20 protein-coding genes and 1 pseudogene are annotated in these 21,336 nt (G+C 39.1%); 15 read left to right on the top strand and 6 right to left on the bottom strand.

What is annotated here, in order from left to right:
* The 9 genes from JWR87_RS10895 to JWR87_RS10855 form a co-directional block, all read left to right on the top strand.
* A partial coding sequence (locus tag JWR87_RS10895; protein ID WP_297819623.1) for a pyridoxal-phosphate dependent enzyme occupies positions 1-525 on the top strand: 525 nt, incomplete at its 5' end.
* A gap of 62 nt (positions 526-587) precedes the next feature.
* Positions 588-1,064, top strand: coding sequence for a GNAT family N-acetyltransferase (locus tag JWR87_RS10890; RefSeq protein ID WP_297819620.1), 477 nt, complete (start codon positions 588-590; stop codon positions 1,062-1,064).
* Positions 1,061-1,531, top strand: a complete 471-nt coding sequence (locus tag JWR87_RS10885; RefSeq protein ID WP_297819618.1) for a GNAT family N-acetyltransferase — start codon at positions 1,061-1,063, stop codon at positions 1,529-1,531. Before JWR87_RS10890 ends, JWR87_RS10885 begins: the two co-directional genes overlap by 4 nt.
* Before the next feature lie 5 nt (positions 1,532-1,536).
* Positions 1,537-2,304: a tryptophan synthase subunit alpha gene (trpA, locus tag JWR87_RS10880; protein WP_297819615.1), complete on the top strand. Its 768-nt coding sequence runs from the start codon at positions 1,537-1,539 to the stop codon at positions 2,302-2,304.
* 73 nt (positions 2,305-2,377) lie between these two features.
* Positions 2,378-2,980: an imidazole glycerol phosphate synthase subunit HisH gene (gene hisH, locus JWR87_RS10875; RefSeq protein WP_297819612.1), complete on the top strand. Its 603-nt coding sequence runs from the start codon at positions 2,378-2,380 to the stop codon at positions 2,978-2,980.
* Positions 2,981-3,021: 41 nt separating this feature from the next.
* Positions 3,022-4,155: a 1-(5-phosphoribosyl)-5-[(5-phosphoribosylamino)methylideneamino]imidazole-4-carboxamide isomerase gene (gene hisA, locus JWR87_RS10870; protein WP_297819609.1), complete on the top strand. Its 1,134-nt coding sequence runs from the start codon at positions 3,022-3,024 to the stop codon at positions 4,153-4,155.
* Positions 4,156-4,205: 50 nt separating this feature from the next.
* Positions 4,206-5,024 (top strand): imidazole glycerol phosphate synthase subunit HisF, encoded by an 819-nt coding sequence (gene hisF / locus JWR87_RS10865; RefSeq protein ID WP_297819606.1) that lies wholly within the window; start codon positions 4,206-4,208, stop codon positions 5,022-5,024.
* A 584-nt stretch (positions 5,025-5,608) separates the two neighbouring features.
* The gene (gene hisIE / locus JWR87_RS10860; protein WP_297819603.1) at positions 5,609-6,205 is read left to right on the top strand and encodes a bifunctional phosphoribosyl-AMP cyclohydrolase/phosphoribosyl-ATP diphosphatase HisIE; all 597 of its coding nucleotides are present in this window, start codon (positions 5,609-5,611) and stop codon (positions 6,203-6,205) included.
* A 1-nt stretch (position 6,206) separates the two neighbouring features.
* Entirely contained in the window at positions 6,207-7,307 is a 1,101-nt protein-coding gene (locus JWR87_RS10855) for a TlpA disulfide reductase family protein (RefSeq protein WP_297819600.1), read from the top strand.
* Between the two features lie 106 nt (positions 7,308-7,413).
* Here JWR87_RS10855 and JWR87_RS10850 read toward each other — a convergent pair whose 3' ends face one another.
* Both JWR87_RS10850 and JWR87_RS10845 read right to left on the bottom strand, forming a co-directional pair.
* Positions 7,414-8,001, bottom strand: a complete 588-nt coding sequence (locus tag JWR87_RS10850) for a hypothetical protein (protein ID WP_297819597.1) — start codon at positions 7,999-8,001, stop codon at positions 7,414-7,416.
* Positions 8,002-8,181: 180 nt separating this feature from the next.
* Positions 8,182-9,114 (bottom strand): phosphoribosylaminoimidazolesuccinocarboxamide synthase, encoded by a 933-nt coding sequence (locus tag JWR87_RS10845; protein ID WP_297819594.1) that lies wholly within the window; start codon positions 9,112-9,114, stop codon positions 8,182-8,184.
* Between the two features lie 183 nt (positions 9,115-9,297).
* Between JWR87_RS10845 and JWR87_RS10840 the strand changes: the two genes are divergently transcribed.
* The 3 genes from JWR87_RS10840 to JWR87_RS10830 all read left to right on the top strand — a co-directional run bounded on the left by JWR87_RS10840 (position 9,298) and on the right by JWR87_RS10830 (position 14,263).
* Positions 9,298-12,192, top strand: coding sequence for a TonB-dependent receptor (locus tag JWR87_RS10840; RefSeq protein WP_297819591.1), 2,895 nt, complete (start codon positions 9,298-9,300; stop codon positions 12,190-12,192).
* A 172-nt stretch (positions 12,193-12,364) separates the two neighbouring features.
* Positions 12,365-13,348, top strand: a complete 984-nt coding sequence (locus JWR87_RS10835; protein ID WP_147204213.1) for a pyruvate dehydrogenase complex E1 component subunit beta — start codon at positions 12,365-12,367, stop codon at positions 13,346-13,348.
* A 636-nt stretch (positions 13,349-13,984) separates the two neighbouring features.
* Positions 13,985-14,263 carry a hypothetical protein gene (locus tag JWR87_RS10830; protein ID WP_297819586.1) on the top strand — a complete coding sequence of 93 codons (279 nt, stop codon included), beginning with the start codon at positions 13,985-13,987 and terminating at the stop codon, positions 14,261-14,263.
* A 125-nt stretch (positions 14,264-14,388) separates the two neighbouring features.
* Here the strand turns inward: JWR87_RS10830 and JWR87_RS20280 are convergent.
* Together JWR87_RS20280 and ahcY are read right to left on the bottom strand one after the other, a co-directional pair.
* Positions 14,389-14,664 (bottom strand): annotated as a pseudogene (locus JWR87_RS20280) (Uma2 family endonuclease); the annotation flags it as partial.
* 404 nt (positions 14,665-15,068) lie between these two features.
* Entirely contained in the window at positions 15,069-16,397 is a 1,329-nt protein-coding gene (gene ahcY / locus JWR87_RS10825) for an adenosylhomocysteinase (protein WP_297819583.1), read from the bottom strand.
* Between the two features lie 319 nt (positions 16,398-16,716).
* Here ahcY and JWR87_RS10820 point away from each other — a divergent pair, with 319 nt between their 5' ends.
* The gene (locus tag JWR87_RS10820; RefSeq protein WP_297819580.1) at positions 16,717-17,217 is read left to right on the top strand and encodes an Lrp/AsnC family transcriptional regulator; all 501 of its coding nucleotides are present in this window, start codon (positions 16,717-16,719) and stop codon (positions 17,215-17,217) included.
* Between the two features lie 156 nt (positions 17,218-17,373).
* Here the strand turns inward: JWR87_RS10820 and JWR87_RS10815 are convergent, their stop codons facing one another.
* Complete coding sequence (locus JWR87_RS10815; protein WP_297819577.1) at positions 17,374-18,414, bottom strand: serine hydrolase domain-containing protein; 1,041 nt, start codon at positions 18,412-18,414, stop codon at positions 17,374-17,376.
* A 296-nt stretch (positions 18,415-18,710) separates the two neighbouring features.
* The gene (locus JWR87_RS10810; protein ID WP_147204280.1) at positions 18,711-18,950 is read right to left on the bottom strand and encodes a hypothetical protein; all 240 of its coding nucleotides are present in this window, start codon (positions 18,948-18,950) and stop codon (positions 18,711-18,713) included.
* Between the two features lie 289 nt (positions 18,951-19,239).
* On the opposite strand from JWR87_RS10810, the gene JWR87_RS10805 reads away from it, so the two are divergent.
* Entirely contained in the window at positions 19,240-19,437 is a 198-nt protein-coding gene (locus JWR87_RS10805) for a hypothetical protein (protein ID WP_297819572.1), read from the top strand.
* 439 nt (positions 19,438-19,876) lie between these two features.
* Positions 19,877-21,336 (top strand): S1 RNA-binding domain-containing protein (locus JWR87_RS10800; protein WP_297819569.1); only part of this gene is annotated, 1,460 nt, incomplete at its 3' end.

Here is a 21,336-nt window from a genome sequence, read left to right as displayed (position 1 = left end):
CCTAATCAGGTGATTGCTTGTGTCGGTGGTGGAAGCAATGCTGCCGGTGCTTTTTATCATTATATAAATGAACCTACCGTGAAGTTGATAGCTGTTGAAGCGGCGGGTCACGGTATTAATAGTGGTATGAGCGCAGCAACCACGCAACTGGGTAGGGCCGGTATTTTACATGGCAGCAAAAGCCTGGTCATGCAAACCGAAGACGGCCAGGTAATAGAACCCCATAGCATTTCTGCCGGACTAGATTACCCTGGAATAGGACCAATGCATGCAAATCTGTTTGACAGCGGCCGCGGCACTTTTTTAAGCGTGACAGATGCGGATTCTTTGGAAGCTGCTTTTGAACTGGCTAAGCTAGAAGGAATTATTCCTGCACTTGAATCTGCTCACGCTTTTTCTGCGCTCAAACAAATGGAGTTAAATGAAAACGATGTAACTATCGTTTGTTTAAGTGGAAGGGGTGATAAGGATCTGGCAACATACATGAGGAGCATGGAAGAAGCCCCGGCACTAAAGGGAGTTTAAGAAGTTTATGTGTGTAAAGCTGAAAAATTCATAGTTGACATATAAAAGATCTTCTCTTCCCGATGAATAATTTAATCGTTTCGTCTACGCCACAGATGAAAGCTTACACGTTATCAGCCGCCACTGAGCAGGATTTCGATTTTGTTTACCAGCTTAAGAAGATTGCATACAGAGAATATATAGAACAAACATGGGGCTGGGATGATCAGTTTCAAATGAAGTTTCACAAGGATAATTTTAGTGCAGGAAACACAAAAATTATTAAAGCAGACGATCAACCGATAGGAAGTGTTGATGTTAAAGAAGAAGATACAAGCATTTTTATAAGTGGATTATATCTGTTGCCAGTGTACCAGTCGCAAGGAATTGGAACTAAAATAATGCAGGATTTAATTAAGGAAGCAGAGGCAAAAAAGAAAAGGTTGGAATTAGAAGTTTTGAAAGTAAATAGCAAGGCGCAAAAGCTATATCAGAGGCTGGGTTTTAAAATGGAGGGGAGCGATAAGGAAAAGTATTTTATGTATAAGGACCTCAAATGAACATAGAACAAATCAGTATTATAAACTACGACCAAAAATTCAACGAAGATTTTGCCAGATTAAATCGGGCTTGGCTTCAAAAGTACTTTGTGGTCGAACCGATAGATGAGAAAATTTTCGCCTCTCCTAAAGCTTATATTATCGGCAATGGAGGTTATATTTTTTTTGCCGCAATAGGGGATCAAATAGCTGGAACATTTGCTTTGATAAAAACTGAAGACGGTGTGTACGAATTATCAAAAATGGCTGTTGCAGAAGAATTTCAGGGCAAGAAGATTGGAAATAAGATGATTGAATTTTGTTTGGCAGAGGCAAAACAATTAAATGCCGTCAAAGTAATATTATACTCAAATACAAAGTTAGAACCGGCTATTCATCTATATAAAAAATTTGGTTTCAAAGAGGTTCCTTTAGGAAATGTTGAATATAAAAGGGCAGATATAAAAATGGAGATAGATCTTAAATAAGTACGATGACAAGGATTGAAGAATTATTTAAACGTAAGCAGCAAAGGGTTTTGAATCTTTATTGTACAGCAGGTTTTCCTAAACTTGAAAGTACGATGGAAGTAATGAAAGCTCTGCAGGATAATGGGGCTGATTTAATTGAATTAGGAATGCCCTACAGCGATCCCCTCGCAGATGGAGAGGTGATTCAGCAAAGTGGTGCTGTTGCATTGCAAAATGGAATGACGATCTCCATACTGTTTCGTCAATTAGAAGAAATGCGTGCTAATGTTCATCTTCCCGTTATCCTAATGGGGTATATGAATCCTGTTCTTCAATATGGCTTCGAAAACTTTTGCGCAAAAGCTGCTGAAGTTGGTATTGATGGTTTAATTCTTCCTGATTTGCCCATGTATGAATATGAAAGTGAGTACGGTGAGATCATCAACCGATATAATTTAAATTTCATTTTTCTTGTTACGCCAGAAACCAAAGACGAAAGATTGAAACGGATCGATGAATTAAGTTCAGGGTTTTTATACGCAGTATCCTCATCTTCCACAACAGGTAATAGCAAAGACATCAGCGAGCAGGAAGGATATTTTAAAAAGCTTAGGGATCTGAAACTTACAAATCCTATTCTTGTTGGATTTGGAATAAAAGACCGCGAAACATTCGAAGCCGCATGTAAATACACAAACGGCGCAATCATTGGCAGTGCATACATTAAAGCATTAGGAAATGGTAAGGATGTAAATTTGGCAACAAGGGACTTTTTACAAACAATTATTTAATATGGGGAAGGATTTGAAAAGGAAACCCTTCGTATTGATATTCCCGCAAACCCATAAATAATTAATCTAAATTATGGTTCTCAAGATAGTTAAATACAATGCCGGCAATATTCAATCAGTATTGTTTGCATTGGAACGAATAGGAGTGGAGGCGGAAGTAACCGACGACGTTGAAGAGCTTCAAACTGCAGACAAAGTAATTTTTCCGGGTGTCGGGGAAGCCAGTACAGCTATGGAATATTTAAAGGCGAGAAAGCTGGATCAGGTAATCAAAGAATTGAAACAACCCGTACTGGGCGTTTGCCTGGGAATGCAGTTGATGTGTGCTTACAGCGAAGAAAATGATACAACCTGCTTAGGAATATTCGAAGAGCAGGTACTTAGATTTGAAAGCAATGGCTCTCAATTAAAAGTTCCCCAAATGGGTTGGAACACCATTTATGACTTGAAGTCTCCGTTAATGAAAAATGTAAGAGAAGATAGTTATTGTTATTTTGTCCATAGCTATTATGCTTCACTAGGTGAACACACAATTGCCACTACTGATTACACCAAACCTTTTAGTGCAGCTTTAAATAAAGGCAACTTTTATGGTGTGCAATTTCATACAGAAAAAAGCGCTGATGTAGGTGAACAAATTTTAAAAAACTTTATTGAGATCCAGCCGAAGCCCTAAAGGGAAGAGGGAGAACAACTTAATTTTAAAAGGTATAAGAAGTGAAGAAAGAAATGTTTTATGGTGCTAATGATTTAATCTTTCAAAAAGCTGAAGAGCTGAGAAATCGAACGACTGAAGCTGAAGAGTTGCTCTGGAACTATTTGCGAGGAGGGCAATTAGGAGTACAGTTTCGAAGACAGCATCCGGCTTCATTATATGTATTGGACTTTTATTGCCATGAACTTAAACTGGCTATAGAGTTAGATGGTAGCATTCATGCTTTGGAAGAAGTTAAAAGAAATGACGCTATAAGAGAAGGCCAGTTAAAAGAGTTAGGAATCAAAATACTTCGATTTGATAATAAAATACTTTTGAATGATATATCGGGAGTGCTAAAAGAAATCAAAACAGAAGTTGAAAGCGCTAAACAGAAAACATTTGGTGTTACCGGCTCCCCTTCAGGGGCGGGGGGGCTTCAAATAATACCAGCAATAGATATTATAGATGGAAAATGCGTTCGACTAACGCAAGGCGATTATTCGAAAAAGACGATTTACCATAAAAACCCTTTGGATGTTGCAAAGCAATTTGAGGATGCCGAAATAATGCGGCTTCATCTTGTTGACCTTGATGGAGCAAAGGCAGGTGCAGTAAAAAACTGGAAGGTACTCGAAGCAATTGCCGGAAAAACTAAGTTGGTCGTAGATTTTGGAGGTGGAATAAAAACTGAGAAAGATGTGAGTATTGTTTTAGAAAGCGGTGCAACGTTCGCAACCGTAGGAAGTATTGCCGTAAAAGATGAAACAGTATTTACAACGTGGCTTGAACAGTTTGGAGCAGAAAAGTTTATTTTAGGCGCTGACGTAAAAGATGAAAAAATTGCGGTTGGAGGTTGGCTTGAAACAACAGACATCTGGATTTATGACTTTATAGAAAAGTATGTAAATAAAGGCGTTCAGCAAATCTTCTGTACCGATGTAAGCAAAGATGGCAAAATGGAAGGCCCTTCTGTAGATCTTTATAAAAACATCGTTTCAAAGTTTCCCAACCTTTTTTTTATCGCAAGCGGCGGAGTTAGTTCGCTGCAAGATGTTGACCAGTTACAGGAGATCGGCTGTAAAGGTGTAATCATTGGGAAAGCCATTTATGAAAATAAAATTTCATTATTAGAACTCAAGCAATTTAAATCATAAGTCACTTACAGGGTAATTTAATCCAACTAGACGCCTGACAGAAAACTAAAATGAAAGAACTTATAAATGACAGTGCACGTCTTTCCGGCTCACCCTTAAGGGGGCGGGGGGGGCTAACAAAGCGCATTATTCCATGCCTCGATATTAAAGACGGTCGTACGGTAAAAGGTGTCAACTTTGAAAATATAAGGGATGCAGGTGACCCTGTAGAATTAGGGGCTTTGTATGCACAACAGGGAGCTGATGAACTGGTTTTTCTTGATATAACGGCTACCGTTGAAAAGCGTAAGACTTTAAGTCAACTTGTAAATCGGATTGCTCATAAAATCAATATCCCCTTTACTGTCGGCGGTGGAATAGGAAGCGTTGAGGATGTAAGTGTGTTGCTGCAAAACGGCGCGGATAAAATATCTGTAAACACAGCTGCTTTTAAAAACCCTCTACTACTTAATCAGCTTTCTAAAGAATTCGGGTCTCAATGTGTTGTTCTGGCCATTGATACTAAGCAGGAAGAAGATGGTGAATGGTACGTTTATCTAAACGGCGGCCGAACCAAGACAGAGGCCAAATGTTTTGATTGGGCAAAGGAAGCTGTTGACAGGGGAGCCGGAGAGATTTTACTTACATCAATGAATAATGATGGTACAAAAAAAGGCTTTGCATTAGATATAACCAGAACGCTTTCTACGAATTTGCCAGTACCAGTTATCGCTTCTGGTGGAGGTGGAACAATGGAACATTTTACAGATGTATTTGAACAAGGCAAAGCAGATGCGGCTTTAGCAGCAAGCATCTTTCATTTTAAAGAAATTGCTATTCCGGGTCTGAAAGGGTACTTAAGAGACAAGGGCATTGTAGTTCGGCTATAATTGCAGCAACTGCTAATGGTGTAATTTTGAGTTAAGAAGTAGTTGTGGAAGAGATTAATTTACTGGACAAAATGGGCCGGTTACCTTACGACTTGAAATTAAAGGTTCTCAATTCATTGATTCTTTCCTGCTGCTGGTTGGACAAGCTAAGGAAGAAATAAACAAGCCGGTTTTTTGGAAGTGGAAAAGGGATGTTTGAGATAATGCCTGATTTTTGATGAGCCTTTAAAAGATTTTAAAGAATATATGTAAATGGACAATTTACTTGATACTCATACTTTAATTTGGTTTATCAATGGTGATAATGATCTGCGGGAGATTACAAGAAAAGCGATCGAAGATAATCCCAATGGAAATTTGTAAGTATTGCTTCCGTCTGGGAAGTGGCTATTAAGATTAGTATAGGCAAATTGGAAATTAAGCAAAATAATCATCTCAGAATTTTAACAAACACCTCATCTTCTACAAATACAGCGCTGGAGTTTTATGGTGAATAAGTGGACCAGATTGGGGGAGTACAAGAGTGCGACGCAACGGCTGCATGAACAGCATTACCGAGGCTTACTACATAAAAAAATAAATAAGTGAATATAGATTTTGTAAAATATAGTGATGGTTTAGTTCCTGTAATTGTGCAGGATGACGAAACTAATAAAGTATTGATGCTAGGGTTTATGAATGAAGAGGCGCTGGCTAAAACCCATGAAATTGGTAAGGTTACTTTTTATAGCCGAACGAAGCAAAGGCTTTGGACCAAAGGGGAGGAAAGCGGCAATTTTCTGTTTGTAAAAACGTTACTCGCTGACTGCGACAACGATACCATTTTAATTAAAGCTAACCCTGTTGGCCCGGTTTGCCACACTGGTGCTGACACTTGTTTTAATGAAAGCAATCGTTCGGATAATTTTTTGCCTTACCTGGAAAAAGTGATTGAACAAAGGAAAACCCTTACTCCAGACAAATCCTATGTTGCCTCACTTTTTAAAAAAGGACTTAATAAAATTGCTCAGAAAGTAGGGGAGGAAGCGGTAGAAGTAGTGATTGAAGCAAAGGACAATAATGAGGAGTTATTTCTAAATGAGTCGGCGGATTTACTGTTTCATTATTTGATTTTACTTAACGCAAAAGGCTATAAATTGCACGATGTCATCCAGATTTTACAAAAGCGCCACTCGAAATAGTATGAAATTCCTTCTCTCACTTTTTCTTTTACCGGTTTTAACTTCTGCTCAAAATATTAATAATACAACTCCTGCAGGTGATTTTGTTATCACTGGAAACGTAACTGGTTTGCGGGATAGTACGATGGTTTTTCTTGCACGGCCTGGACAAACCAGTAACGTGCTTGCTACAGGGTACTCGCAAAAAGGGAAGTTCGTGCTTTTTGGTAAAATTGCTGACAGCGACATTTACCATCTATCTTTTATTGGTTATCCTGATGTTACAGAAGTTTTTTTAACACCGTCTAAATTAACGGCGAGCGGGGATGTAAAATCCCTAAAGAAAATCTCCGTTGCAGGTTCTCTTGCTGCCGCGGATTATCAATACTATAAGTTAAAGTTCGACCCCTTAAAAGTAAAACTAGACCAGATAGTAGCCGCCGCCAATAAGACTTCCGCCGGTGCAAAAAGAGATTCACTGATAAACGTTTTTGAAAAGACGAAACAAAAGGTGTTAGACCAGGTTGACTTATTTGTGAAAAGTAAACCCGGGTCGCCAGTAACTCCTTTTATTGTTTACGTTACCAGCCCTATCACTAACGATATGACTATTCTTGAAAAGCGTTTTAATAGTTTGAAACCCGCTGCGCAGCAGACGTTTTATGGAAGGGAAATAGCGAAATATTTAGCTTCAAGTAAAATAGGTGCTACCGGCACCCAGGCAGTTGACTTTACACAAAACGATACAGCCAACAAGCCAGTTTCATTGTCTTCATTTAAAGGAAAATATGTGTTGGTCGATTTTTGGGCAAGTTGGTGCGGACCCTGCCGTACTGAAAACCCGGCTGTGGTAGCAGCCTATAACGCTTTCAAAGATAAAAACTTCACTATTTTAAGCGTTTCTCTTGATCAAAGTAAGGATAAATGGAAACAAGCTATACATGCTGATAATCTGACTTGGACTCATGTAAGTGACCTTAAATACTGGCAAAACGAAGTTGCCCAGTTATATCGTATTCAAAGTATTCCTGCAAATATGCTTTTAGATCCTGCCGGAAAGATTATAGCCCGGGATTTAAGAGGAGAAACGCTGTACCAGATGCTAGGGAAATTGCTTAAATAGAAAATAACATCAAAAAGCTACAGGGATCTGAATAATGTTAAGAACTACTCAGACCCCTATAGCTTTTTTTACTTGTAATAGACACTAAAACAAGATTAAAAAACTACTACTGGCTGTTTGTTGCTGCATTTCTAACCGCCCGTCCCGGTAAATAAATTTGGAAACCTACATTAAGATTTAGGTTGCTACTGGTTGCCCTGGTTCCAAATCCTAATATACCTCTGTACATAACCAATCCTTCAAGACCAATGTTGGGCGTTATGAAATAAGCAAGTCCTGGTCCGATACCTAAGCCTAAACCATTAGTAGTGGTATTAGTGCTTGAAGCGGAATGATTTATACCGTCAATACCTACGTTAGCCTCAACAAATAGACGGGTGTGCCGTACTGCGGGAACAGCATTACCGCCTGAATATTGACGAACCAAGGCACCTATTCCATAAAGAAAATCCGAGCCTTGTCCTTTTGCTGTTTGATAGCCTAAATTTAGATAAGCCCCAACTGCAGTGTTATCCCTAATAAACCATGCTGCCTTAGGACTGATATTTACATTAAATACAGAACCTCGATTAAGGCCTACATCAAAATTAGCGATATCGCCCCCCACCAATACATTGCCTCTTTGAATTTGGGCTTTTGCCACAAATATGCCTGCTCCCAATGCAAGCGCTAGCACGAATAAATTTTTTTTCATAAATAAAGAGATTAATAGTTATTTATTATGGAGATAAAATTTTTATGCCAGCTATGGTAAAAAATGAATATGTGTAAGGAGTGAGAAGTAATAGAACTATTGTTCAGACGTTTTGCCAACTCTTAAAAATGTGTTGATACAGCACTGTTTTGTAGATATCATTTTCGCTCGTGGTAAATATTATATAGCGTTTACTTGTCTCAGCGCTTCTACGATTTTTGCTTCAGTTTCCTCGTCACTTAGTTCTTGTGGAACAAATTTTTCTCCAATCAACTGTTCATATAGTTCGATATATCTTTTGCTGATTGTTTGTATCCATTCCTCATTCATTTCAGGAACAGTTTGTCCTTCTTTACCCATAAAATTGTTTGCTATCAGCCATTCGCGTACAAACTCTTTACTCAACTGTTTCTGAGGTTCATTATTGTGCAGTCTTTTTTCGAAGCCTTCCATATAAAAGTACCGGGAAGAATCAGGGGTATGAATTTCGTCCATTAAGTAAATAGTGTTGCCAACCTTTCCGAATTCATATTTCGTATCAACTAATATTAATCCTCTTTTGGCAGCGAGATCTTTACCTCTTTCAAAAAGAGCAAGGGTGTATTTTTCGAGTTGCCTGTAATCATCTTCATTCACGATGTTTGCAGCCATAATTTCTTCTCTTGATATATCTTCATCGTGACCTGCTTCTGCTTTTGTGGACGGCGTAATAATAGGGGATGCGAAAAAATCATTTTCTCTTAAACCTTCAGGTAGTGACACTCCGCAAAGTTTTCTTTTTCCTTCTTTGTAAGTGCGCCAGGCGTGACCAGTTAAATTGCCACGAACAACCATTTCAACTTTGTAAGGTATGCATCGTTTTCCAAGAGCTACATTAGGAGCGGGAGTACTTATAAGCCAGTTAGGGCAAATGTCTGATGTCTTTTCTAACATGTAAGCAGCCACCTGGTTTAGTACCTGTCCTTTATATGGTATAGCTTTCGGCAGAATAACATCGAAAGCAGAAATGCGATTACTGGCGACCATAATCAGCCAATTGTTCTTTATTGAATAGACATCTCTTACCTTGCCACTATAGAAGTTTGTCTGGTTAGGAAAATGAAACTTGCTCATGCCCCAAAAGTAATATGGACATTGTTTTAAAAATATTTTTATTACTAAACCGTCGATAATTAGTAATACTTTTTTTTGTTTATGGCCCCGCACACCCCTTGGCACACTTGTAAAAAATTAAATTTTCTTAGCCCATAAACAATATTTATTTTGGTAGTGCAATACTTTATAAAACTTCGCTCTATGAAAAAAAACTACTATTTACTTTGCTCTTTTCTTTTGGGAATTCTACTATCTATTACAGCCTCTGCTCAAACAAGTAATACTATTTCCGGGAATGTAAAGAGTAGTACTACTAGTGAACCCGTTTCTGCAGTTTCCATAATTATAAGGGGAACCGGTGAGGGGACTTATACTGATGATAAGGGGAACTTTAAAATTACTACTTCACAAAAATTGCCTTTAACCTTAATTTTTACCTCTATTGGTTTTGCGACTCGAAATGTGACCGTTACAAGTGCCTCTCAACCAGTTAATGTTACTTTTGACCCTACTGCTGCGTTAGGTCAGGATGTAGTTGTTTCTGCCACCCGTACGCCAACGCGTATTTTAGAGTCGCCTGTTTCAATTGAAAGAATCAGTGCTGCAAATATTGCAAATGCAGCCGTTCCTGATTTTTATGAAAGCTTGAGAAACTTAAAAGGGGTTGACCTTACCACATCAAGCCTCACATTTAAAACAATTAGTACCAGGGGGTTTAATGGTAGTGGTAACCTTCGTCTTAATCAATTGGTTGATGGAATGGATAACCAGGCACCGGGATTAAACTTTTCCTTAGGTAGTATTGTTGGCCCTACAGAACTTGATATTGATAACATAGAACTATTGCCTGGTGCATCCTCGGCTTTATATGGCTCTGGCGGCATGAATGGTACTTTACTTATAACCAGTAAAAGTCCTTTTAAATACCAGGGATTGAGTGTTCAGGTTAAGCAAGGAGTGAACCATATAAATGATCCTTTGCGTAGTGCTGCTCCTTATTATGATTGGGCAATGCGGTATGGCAGAACCATGGGAAAGAAATTTGCTTTTAAAATATCAGGCCAGTTTATAAAAGCTCAAGACTGGCAGGCGAACGATACAAGCAATCTTTTACGCACCAACGTATTTAGCAGGGTAAAGCCTGGAAACCGGCAAACTGATCCCAACTATGACGGTATAAATGTATTTGGCGATGAAGCTAGTACAAGTATGAACAGCTTTGCCCAAGCTGCCCTTGCTACAAACCTTCCGACAATTATTGGTGGGTTAACACAGGTTTTTGGAGCGGCTCCTACCCAGGCTCAAATTAATAACGCTTTTCTTAACCCGGCTTCTATCCCGGTTCCTCAAATACAAGCAGGATTAAATGCGTTACGCCCCTTTTACCTTGGTACACAAAATAATGTTTTTGGTAACCAGTTTGTAAGTCGTACAGGGTATAACGAAAGTGACCTCGTAAACTATAACGCTTACAATTTAAAATTAACAGGTGGTCTCTATTATAAAATTACCAATAATATTGAAGCTTCTCTAACCGGTAATTGGGGTAAGGGTACCACGGTTTATACAGGAGCGGATAGGTATGCTTTAAAAAATCTAATAATGGGCCAGTATAAAGCAGAGATAAGAGCAGAAAATTGGTTTATACGCGGCTATACAACACAGGAGAACTCTGGTGATTCTTATACCGCTACCACGGCTGCCTTATTTATAAACCGGGTTTGGAAAAGCGATCAGAACTGGTTTGCCCAGTACACGGGAAATTATAGCGGAGCAAGATTGCTTGGACTGCCCGATGGGCAAGCACATGCTGTAGCAAGAGGAGCAGCAGACCAGGGAAGACTTTTGCCTGGTACCGACGCGTTTAAGACTGCTTTTGACAATGCTATTCAAACTTCTATAAACAAAGGGGGAGCAAAGTTTGATGACAGAACGAACTTGTATCATGCCGAGGGTCAATACAACTTGAGTAAGTATGTTAAGTTCGTGAACGTGCTGGTTGGTGCAAGCTATCGTGTTTATCATCTCAATTCTCGTGGTACTATTTTCGTTGATACAACCGGCCCTATAAACATAAGCGAGGCAGGAGGTTACATGCAATTGCAAAAAAGTTTGCTAAAGAACCTGCTTACCTTAACAGGTTCTTTAAGATACGATAAGAATGAAAACTTTAAAGGACGGGTAACGCCGAGAGCTACAGCATTAATTAAGGTTGCGGCAAACAATAACATCCGCCTTTCTTACCAGTCTGCCTATCGTTTTCCCACGGCCCAGGATCAGTATATTAATTTAGCTGCAGGTGGAGGCACAAGGCTCATTGGCGGTTTACCTCAATTTAATACATACTTCGGATTTCCTACAAATCCAGCATATACCTCCGAAAGTATCGTAGCCTATCGAAACTCCTTTGCTTCTACCCCTAATCCGGGGTTATTACAAAAAGCCCAGTTTCAGACTGTAAAACCTGAAACCATGAATTCTTTTGAAATCGGATACAGGGGGCTAGTCACAAGTAAAGTCTTAGTTGACGTATATGGTTATTACAGTAAATATAAAGACTTCATCGGCCGGGTAGCAGTTGGAAGAGGTGTCAGTGGTGATCCCAACAGATATCCGGTTGACCTAGCAAGCCCTTTTACAACCAACAATTATTCATTTGTATTAAATACGACTAACAATGTCAATGCTATTGGCTGGGGTGCCAGTATTGACTACCAGTTTGTAAAAGGATACAGGGCTAATCTTAATGTGTCTAGTGATCAGCTAAACAATGTTCCGGCTGGTTATTTTACACAATTCAATACTCCTAAGTACAGATATAATATTGGAGTTAGCAATAATAACGTAGGTAAAAACGTAGGGTTTAATGTGGTGTGGAGATGGCAGGATAAAGTAAACTGGGAAGGCACCTTTGCTGCAGGAGAGATTCCTTCTTTTGGTACCCTTGACGCGCAGATAAGTTACCGATTTGCATCTCTTAAAAGCGTAGTAAAAATGGGTGGATCTAACGTGTTGAATAAATATTATTACAGTGCTTTCGGAAATCCCCGCATTGGTGCTATTTATTATGTGAGCCTAGGCTATAACATCTTCTAATATATAGACAGCTATTATATATAATCCTCCTTCAAAAGGGAGGATTATTATTTTTATGAAATCACGCTTCTGCATTTTGGGATTATAATCTATAATCTTCTATTTTTGCGGGGCTTTTTGCAATACTTATAGAAAGCAGCTTTATTGATTTTTAAATAATTCCACCATTAATATGCGTACAATTCTTTTTAGAGAGGCTCTTAGAGAAGCCATGAGTGAAGAAATGAGAAAAGATGAAAAAGTCTTTCTGATGGGTGAAGAGGTGGCAGAGTATAATGGTGCATATAAGGTTAGCCAGGGAATGTTAGCAGAGTTTGGCCCTAAAAGGGTAATAGATACGCCAATTGCGGAACTTGGTTTTACCGCTATCGCTGTGGGCGCTGCACAAAATGGGCTCCGTCCAATTGTAGAATATATGACCTGGAACTTTGCCGTTCTTGCGTTAGATCAAATCTTAAATACAGCCAGTAAAATGCTTGCAATGAGCGGCGGACAAGTGGGCTGCCCTATCGTTTTCCGTGGCGCTAATGGTAGTGCCGGCCAGTTAGGTGCTCAACACTCTACCGCTTTTGAAAGTCTATATGCAAATATTCCAGGTCTAAAAGTCATTTCCGTTTCTAATCCATACGATGCTAAAGGTTTGCTGAAGAGTGCTATTATAGATAATGATCCCGTTGTGTTTATGGAGAGTGAAGTGATGTATGGCGAAAAGGGTGAAGTGCCTGAAGAAACTTATTATATACCAATTGGTAAAGCTGACATAAAAAGACCGGGAAAAGACGTAACGATAGTTTCTTTTAATAAAATGATGAAAGTGGCTTTGGGCGCTGCTGAAGAACTGGCAAAAGAGGGTATCGAGGCTGAAGTAATTGATTTAAGAACCATCCGTCCTTTAGATTGGTACACCATATTGGAAAGTGTAAAGAAGACAAATCGTTTGGTTATTGTTGAGGAGCAGTGGCCTTTCGCTTCTGTAAGCTCTGAGATTACCTATCGTATTCAAAAAGAAGGGTTTGATTATCTTGATGCACCTATCCGCCGAATTACCAGTGCAGACGCTCCTATGCACTATGCTCCAAATCTTGTTGCCGCTTACCTTCCCGATGTGCCAAGAACAGTGAAACTGGTAAAAGAGGTGATGTATTTGAAAAAGTAGTTAAGCGCTTTTTATACTAAAATGTTTATCCCTAAGTTAAAAAGCTTAGGGATTTTTATTTTGGTAGCCGGCATTAGAACACAAAATCCGGCTGATGGGGCGTCGCACTCTTGTACTTTTCTTTCTATAATCATCCCGACTTGATTATGTGTTACGCTTTAATACTTCCGTTCGGTTAACCAACTGACACCAGTCAAGCACCACTACTTCAATACCAAGATGGGTCTTTATAATTTAGGCGTAACTATCAGCAGTCGCCAAACGAGTAAGGCTTATATGTAGGCAGGTAAAAGCTTTAGCTGATAAAGGCATGTCACCTACCAAAAAGGAACTGTAACACTTATAAAATGAGTCGCTGGACAAAAGGGGGACAGTTCCCTACTCTCAACGTTTATACTTTGCAATAACTTGGTTGTAGAACCATGAAATAGAAAGTTAGAATCATTAGGAAATACATTGTTTCACAGCAAATCGGGAATAGATGCATTTACCAGAGTTGGAAAACACCCCCTACTTCTACCACTTCATCCGTCCTTCATCGTTAATTTTGCTCCTTTTAGCCTAGTTATTAAAACGTTATAAACTTAAATGCGGTTTATAGTTTAATTTTGTAAGAATATTTTAATAAATCGTAGTATGGATAAGTTTCAGGATTTCGAGAATTGGCTAAAAGCAAACCATAAATTAAACTGGCGGGAGAATCTCGCCGCAATGAACCTGATTGATAAAATTTTAATGGTTCCTGACTTAGAGAAAGTATCATCGGTATCCATATTAAATCAACTGCTCAGCGCACTTCGAAATAATATTTCCTTTGGTGGAAAAAGCAAAACAGAGAAAGACCGCGAAATTAAAAGCTTTAAATTATTCATACAGTATAAAGAAGAAAAGTTACAGAAGGAAAAAGAAGTTTAAATCTTATACTCACTTTTTATCGTTCTGCACCAAAATCGCCTATTTGTGCATACATATCACAGGCAGCGCAAAATCATAGTTAACGGTACTGATATGAATACAATCATCTTTGTCTTTTGCGGTACTTAGTATGCATTGGTCATCGCTTTTTGTATATACTTCTGCGGCAAATTCAGTGCTGCTGACGAGGATGTATTTTGCAGTGATGGGATCAATTGATATAATTTAAATTTTGTTCCCCGGTCGTAACCTTCTGTTGTAGTTGAAAGCCCTTCAAATAAAACGGTAGGATTTAAAAGGGTGTCGAACTTATTGTCTAAATACTCTTCCTTGCCGCAAACAATTGTTACGTCAGGATACGTATAGAAGTCATTATAAACTCTTAGGTCATTGGGGAAATAAGCATATCCTTTTTTCTTTTAGATGCTGACTCAGGGCGCCGATAATAGAGGCAACAATTTTATTATGCTTTTTTGTTGCTTCTGCCATAGCATATATTTCCCCTTTGTAATACTCGTTTTTTTAGCGCTTTTCTTTCAAGCCCTAAATATTTGCTTTCGGAAATACTTGATTTGGGGATTGCGGACTAGAAAGAGATCAGATTATAAAGTTAGAAAGTTTTATTACGTCCAAATATCCCTTACAGCCGTGGCTTGGATGAATAGAATTATTAAAAGTACACGGGTGCGACGCAACAATGCTTAATAGCAGAAAAATGCGGGGTACTTAAAAAAAAACCCGCCTTTTAAAGCGGGTCTTTAAATTCAGTCCACGGTTATCTATTCTTTCTCCCTTTACGCAGGGCTTAGTATCTATACATTTCAGGCTTAAATGGTCCGCTCTTGCTTACCCCTAAATACGCTGATTGTTCATCTGTCAACTCGTCTAAAACAACACCAATTTTAGAAAGATGCAAACGTGCTACTTTCTCATCAAGATGCTTCGGTAACACGTATACTTTGTTTTCGTAGCTGGCGTGATTTGTCCACAGCTCGATCTGCGCCAAAGTTTGGTTACTGAAAGAGTTGCTCATTACAAAACTTGGGTGACCAGTTGCACAACCAAGATTTACAAGGCGGCCTTCAGCTAATAAGATAATGTCTTTACCATCGATGGTGTACATATCAACCTGAGGCTTTACAGTATCTTTTGTTTTACCATAGTTTTCGTTTAACCAGGCTACATCAATTTCGATGTCGAAATGACCGATGTTACAAACGATTGCCTTGTCTTTCATCGCGCGGAAATGCTTTTCTGTAATCAAATCGCGACAACCTGAAGCAGTAACGATGATGTCTGCTTCTGCAACTGCATCAATCATACGCTTCACTTCGAAACCATCCATTGCAGCTTGTAAAGCACAAATTGGATCAATTTCGGTAACGATAACGCGGCAACCGGCACCAGCCAATGAAGCTGCAGAACCTTTACCCACATCACCGTATCCACCTACAACAGCTACTTTGCCAGCAAGCATCACGTCAGTTGCACGACGGATAGAGTCTACCAAACTTTCTTTACAGCCGTATTTGTTGTCAAACTTCGATTTGGTAACACTGTCGTTTACATTGATAGCAGGAATAGGCAAGGTACCTTTCTCCATCCTTTCATACAAGCGGTGAACACCAGTTGTAGTCTCTTCGCTCAAACCTTTAACATGCTGGATCAGTTCAGGATATTTATCGAAAACGATGTTGGTTAAATCGCCACCATCATCTAAAATCATGTTTAAAGGACGGTCTTCGCTTCCAAAAAACAGGGTTTGTTCAATACACCATTCTCCATCTTCGTTAGTCTGGCCTTTCCATGCAAATACACCAACCCCTGTAGCAGCTATAGCAGCAGCAGCATGATCTTGGGTAGAGAATATATTGCAAGAACTCCATTTAACTTCAGCACCTAGAGCTATCAAAGTTTCGATAAGTACTGCCGTTTGAATGGTCATGTGTAAGCATCCTGCTACACGGGCACCTTTCAGCGGTTGTGATGGTCCGTACTCAGCCCGGATAGACATTAAACCTGGCATTTCTGCTTCTGCAAGGCGTATTTCTTTACGACCCCATTCAGCAAGGCTCATATCGGCCACTTTATACTTCAGGCTGAAGTCGATCTGGTTGTTTGTTGTTGTAGACATATTGTTTAAATTTCTGGTTTTTAAGATCCTTTTTGAGCCGGGCATTTTGTTCTTTGTTGTTTCATCCGTTGCGTCGCACTCTTGTACTTTTATTATTTATTCAGCTTTTCTGTCTGCACCTGGATTTTGTGCGATTTATTGGATGAATGGGATTTAAAAAACAATCTTTTCTATTTTATATCCTCCTAATCCATCAAATCTTTCTAAATCATAGTTACGACAAAAGTACAGCTCTTAGTAAATTATTCTACCAACTACTATAACTTTGGAAAAAAGACGACATTACTTCTTCTTCTGTAGAACAAACATCTAATTTCTTATGGTAAAGGCTGTTCAAAAAGATGATTCAACTATTGGGCAAAATACTTTAGATAGTAAAGACTTATCTATACTTCGATTATTGCAGGAGAATGCACGCATTACAGTAAAGGAGATTTCGGAGAAGGTACACCTAAGCACCACCCCGGTACACGAACGGATTAAGCGAATGGAGGAAACCGGTGTCATTAAACAATACGCAACCCTGGTAGATCATACAAAGGTGAAGAAAGGATTGATGGTTATTTGCTACGTTTCGCTAAAACAACACAGTAAGGAAGCAGGCGATAAATTTATTAAAACCATACAGGAGCTGAACGAGGTGATTGAATGTTATAATATCTCGGGCGAATTCGATTTTATGTTAAAAGTTGTTTCGGAAGATATGAACGCCTATTATGACTTTCATGTAAACAGGCTAAGCCAGATAGAAAATATGGGCCACGTGCAAAGCGTATTTGTAATGGGTATTATTAAACAGACTCACCAGTTGGTGTATTAAGGGCAGCTATAAGCTTTTAGCCACGGGCTGCAAGCCTTTTTACATTTCAATTTAAAATGAATTATGTAATCACAGGACAGGCAGTTTGCTAAATGCCACCATTACAAATTTGCAATTAAACGTCGAAAAGCGCAAAGCTTGAAGCTAGCAGCTTCTCTACTGGCAATTTCCTCCAACTATATCATCAATTGTTGCTTTTATATCCATGTACAAGTTCCGGTTTTGTTCGCCTGGTAGCTCGTTAGTAAAAATAACACAAGCATAGCCCCGGCAAAGATCAATCATCGGCCATGTACCCTGAAGCGATGGTACTGCAACCACAGTAGCTTTACCGTGCGCATTGGTTTCAAGAATCCATTCACCAAGTGCATAACTTAATCGCGAAACAGGAGCAGGTGCATATTTAACCTGGCTCGCTTCAGTCGTAAGCGTATGCATAAGTGAAACAGAACTTTCTGTTAATATTGGCCTGTTATTAAAAGTGCCTTTATTTAGAAGCATGGCCAAAAAGTTAGTAAAGTCCGCGGCACTAGATTTTGCACCGATTGCAGGATTAAGGGCGTCATTATAGTTTTCATTGCTAAACGTAGTGTTCTTCATTGCCAGCGGTCTTATTATCCGGTCTTGTATCAGCCTGTCAAAGGTTTTCTTTGAGATTACTTCCAACACTCTTGCAGCTATATTAAATCCAACATTGCTATACCTAAATTCGGTGCCGGCATTTGTTTGAATATCTCTTTTAGAGGCAAATTCATTTACCTCTTCTTCAAGCGTATGAAATTTATTTTTTTGTAAAAGTTTAGTAATTCCCTGTTCCGATTGTATACCTGTAAAATGTGTGAGGCATTGTCTGATAGTTATATATCCTTTGTAATATTTGGTGAAGATGGGAAGGTATGTGCTCACCTTGTCGTCCAACGATAACTTTCCTTCCTGAACAAAAGTTAAAACAAGCGCCGTAGTAAGCCATTGGCTGCTTGCTCCTATAGGTAAGGGTGTTTTTATGGTTAGTTTGCCAATCTCTTTTTTGTAGACAATCTTTCCATTCTTATACAAGACAAAAGCGATATCCTTTCCAAGCTTTTCCCTCGATCTCATCAATCTATCTGCGATAGCTGTAGTGTCAATTTGTGAAGAGGCAGTTTGAAAGCTTAAAATACATAGGGCAACAATACTTGTTTTTATAATGGTCGTCATCAACATGAGCTAAATTTATATTCTTTAAGGTGTATTCTAACAGGCTTCAATTTATGTAAATAGAATCTAAGGAAAGCGTAAAACATTAATTTCGATTGCCACCTCCAATAAATAAACGTAAGGATGCAGTGTGGTTAAAAAGGGTTGGGTTTAAAGGGCGCAAGTTGTGTATGTATACGCAGGCAAAGAAGGCGTGTTAGTAACGCTTTTAGTTGTGTTAGCTTTTTAAATAAATAAAAATAGGTTTAAGCGGAACGCTTAAACCTATTTTTATTTTACAATTGTCTAAGCAATTTTTAATCGTGCCCTTCAAGCTTTACTAATTTATTATAAAGTCCGAGTAGTAAAAAGGTCGGCGGCCATTGTCCAACAAATAACGCTTTGTCATTTTTGCCGGCAATTTTGAAACCTAAAGAAATTGCTATTGACCCCATTGCTAACCAAAGAAATAAGTCTGATGGTAGCTTTGCTGTTTGTTCTTCAATAGCTGTTGCTACAGGACCTTCTGAATGTTGTGGATTTAAGTTAGTTGCCATACAAATATTTTTAGTTATTAAATATGTAGAAGGCATTCAATTTTCTTGCCATGCGTTTTTTCTCTTCTGTCTAAAAAGTATTTATAGGTTTTTGCTTCAGCAGTCTAACCAATTCCGACCGCCGGTACTAATTAGAAGAACAACACGCCTCCACACCATCTTCTTAAATTATAAATTCTCGCGTGGGTGTAGAACCTGGTTTTCTTTTGTGGAAAGTTGTAAACGGCATAACAATTTCTGTTATTATATTATTTAATAATAATTATAGAATTTATAAAAACCAATACAGATGTTACCTGAAAACGAAAATCAACACGAAGCAGGAGACAGGGCTGAAGTAAATCGTATAAAAAATTTCCCTGATGGAGATTCTAACCCCGGCGAAGCTCAAAACGTAACAGATGGAGCTGATCGGATTTCGGGAGAGGAAGCCGAAAAAGGCAGAAGTAAAGCAATGGAAGGTATTAATAAAGGAACGGGTAGTTAGTACTTAGGAAAAATAAAAAAGCCGCTAAGATATACCTGGCGGCTCCAACGCATCTTGTGCGTCAGCAGATTATTTTTATGGATAAACCCGGTTAGGCGATACTAACCGAAGGCTTCCATGATTTATCTGTAGATTGCATGAATACCTCCTTTTCTTTAGTGAAGAATAAAATTAGGACAAATATTATTACAAACTTCCCCAGCCGGCTTTTTTCCCTTTTCCCTCCCCGGTTTTAAATTTTCTTTTGGAAAACCAGTTAATAGCCTCGTAAAGGGTAAGTACTGGTATCAATAAGTCAGGCGTTTATAGAATATTAAAGGCTTGCAGATAGACCTATTGGCCCTAACCTGTCAATATCACTTTTAATCTTTCCTTTAAGGCTTTTTCCACTGTCTTTGATTACATTTGCAGCCCCGAATTAAAACTCTCGGGTTATTTTATGTCCGAAAATGAAATTGTTAACCCAAACGCTGATGCACAGGAGAGTGCTCCGGTAACTGCAACTGCAGCTGCTGAAGCAACTACAGCGACAACAAATGCACCTGGAGATGGATTGGTTCATTCTTCCGTTTATGAAGCCGAGCCGGTTACTACAGAAACAAATGTAGCACCTGCAAAAGAGGCTTATCAAGCTCCTATTCAAACTCCTCATGACGACTTTGACTGGAGTATTGACAAACGTAACGTTAGTACTTACAAAAAAGAAGAGAGAGAAAAGTACGACAGTGTTTACGATAACACTTTTGTGCAAATTAACGACGGTGAAATCATCAACGGTAGCGTTGTTGCTTTAACCAAAACTGATGTGGTTGTAAACATTGGTTTCAAAAGTGACGGACTTGTTTCCCTGAACGAGTTTCGTGATATTCCAAACCTTGCTATTGGCGACAGTGTTGAGGTTATGGTTGTTGAGAAAGAAGACAGGGCTGGTCACCTTCACCTGAGCCGTAAATCTGCAAGGATTTTCCGCGCCTGGGAGCGTATTGTTGAAGTACATAAGACTGGTGAGGTTATTACCGGTGTTGTTACCAGCAAAACTAAAGGTGGATTGATCGTTGACGTGTTTGGAATGGAGACATTCTTACCAGGTTCTCAGATCGACGTTAAGCCGGTTACAGATTACGACCAGTTCGTTGGTAAAACAATGGAATTCAAAGTTGTTAAGGTTAACGAAGCAATTAAGAATGCCGTTGTATCTCACAAAGCACTTATCGAAAGCGACATTGAAGCTCAAAGAGCAGAGATCATGTCTAAGCTTGAGAAAGGCCAGGTATTGGAAGGTACAATCAAAAACATCACAGACTTTGGTGCATTTATGGACCTTGGCGGCTTAGATGGTTTGCTATACATTACCGATATCAGCTGGGGACGTATCAACCACCCAAGCGAAGTATTGAAACTGGATCAAAGATTGAACGTGGTTGTACTGGATTTCGACGACGACAAGAAGCGTATCAGCCTTGGTTTAAAGCAACTTACTCCACACCCTTGGGATGTGCTGCCTGAAACTGTTACTGAAGGTCAGGTTGTAAAAGGTAAAGTTGTAAATATTGAAGATTACGGTGCTTTCTTAGAAATCATGCCGGGTGTTGAAGGTCTTGTACACGTAAGTGAAATTACATGGGCTAACACACCAATCAATGCTAAAGAATTCTTTAAGCTTGGTGACGAGTACGAAGCTAAGATCGTAACGCTAGATAAAGATAGCCGCAAGATGAGCTTGTCGATCAAACAAATGACTGACGATCCATGGAGCACTATCGAAAACAAATTCCCTGAACACAGCAAGCACCAGGGCCTTGTAAAAAACATTACTCCTTACGGTGTGTTTGTTGAACTTGAGCCAGGTATTGGTGGTATGATCCATATCAGCGATTTAAGCTGGTTGAAGCGTTACAA

It is taken from the genome of Segetibacter sp. (assembly GCF_025963695.1).
GTDB lineage: Bacteria > Bacteroidota > Bacteroidia > Chitinophagales > Chitinophagaceae > Segetibacter.
The sequence above is the reverse complement of the archived record's forward strand: the minus strand, read 5'-3'. Positions and strand labels throughout refer to the sequence as shown.

What these genes read in the sequence shown, in the direction of transcription:
- JWR87_RS10890 (WP_297819620.1), top strand. Translation starts at nt 588, where the DNA reads ATGAATAATTTAATCGTTTCGTCTACGCCACAGATGAAAGCTTACACG.
- JWR87_RS10885 (WP_297819618.1), top strand. Translation starts at nt 1,061, where the DNA reads ATGAACATAGAACAAATCAGTATTATAAACTACGACCAAAAATTCAAC.
- trpA (WP_297819615.1), top strand. Translation starts at nt 1,537, where the DNA reads ATGACAAGGATTGAAGAATTATTTAAACGTAAGCAGCAAAGGGTTTTG.
- hisH (WP_297819612.1), top strand. Translation starts at nt 2,378, where the DNA reads ATGGTTCTCAAGATAGTTAAATACAATGCCGGCAATATTCAATCAGTA.
- hisF (WP_297819606.1), top strand. Translation starts at nt 4,206, where the DNA reads ATGAAAGAACTTATAAATGACAGTGCACGTCTTTCCGGCTCACCCTTA.
- JWR87_RS10855 (WP_297819600.1), top strand. Translation starts at nt 6,207, where the DNA reads ATGAAATTCCTTCTCTCACTTTTTCTTTTACCGGTTTTAACTTCTGCT.
- JWR87_RS10850 (WP_297819597.1), bottom strand. Translation starts at nt 8,001, where the DNA reads ATGAAAAAAAATTTATTCGTGCTAGCGCTTGCATTGGGAGCAGGCATA.
- JWR87_RS10845 (WP_297819594.1), bottom strand. Translation starts at nt 9,114, where the DNA reads ATGAGCAAGTTTCATTTTCCTAACCAGACAAACTTCTATAGTGGCAAG.
- JWR87_RS10840 (WP_297819591.1), top strand. Translation starts at nt 9,298, where the DNA reads ATGAAAAAAAACTACTATTTACTTTGCTCTTTTCTTTTGGGAATTCTA.
- JWR87_RS10835 (WP_147204213.1), top strand. Translation starts at nt 12,365, where the DNA reads ATGCGTACAATTCTTTTTAGAGAGGCTCTTAGAGAAGCCATGAGTGAA.
- JWR87_RS10830 (WP_297819586.1), top strand. Translation starts at nt 13,985, where the DNA reads ATGGATAAGTTTCAGGATTTCGAGAATTGGCTAAAAGCAAACCATAAA.
- ahcY (WP_297819583.1), bottom strand. Translation starts at nt 16,397, where the DNA reads ATGTCTACAACAACAAACAACCAGATCGACTTCAGCCTGAAGTATAAA.
- JWR87_RS10820 (WP_297819580.1), top strand. Translation starts at nt 16,717, where the DNA reads ATGGTAAAGGCTGTTCAAAAAGATGATTCAACTATTGGGCAAAATACT.
- JWR87_RS10815 (WP_297819577.1), bottom strand. Translation starts at nt 18,414, where the DNA reads ATGACGACCATTATAAAAACAAGTATTGTTGCCCTATGTATTTTAAGC.
- JWR87_RS10810 (WP_147204280.1), bottom strand. Translation starts at nt 18,950, where the DNA reads ATGGCAACTAACTTAAATCCACAACATTCAGAAGGTCCTGTAGCAACA.
- JWR87_RS10805 (WP_297819572.1), top strand. Translation starts at nt 19,240, where the DNA reads ATGTTACCTGAAAACGAAAATCAACACGAAGCAGGAGACAGGGCTGAA.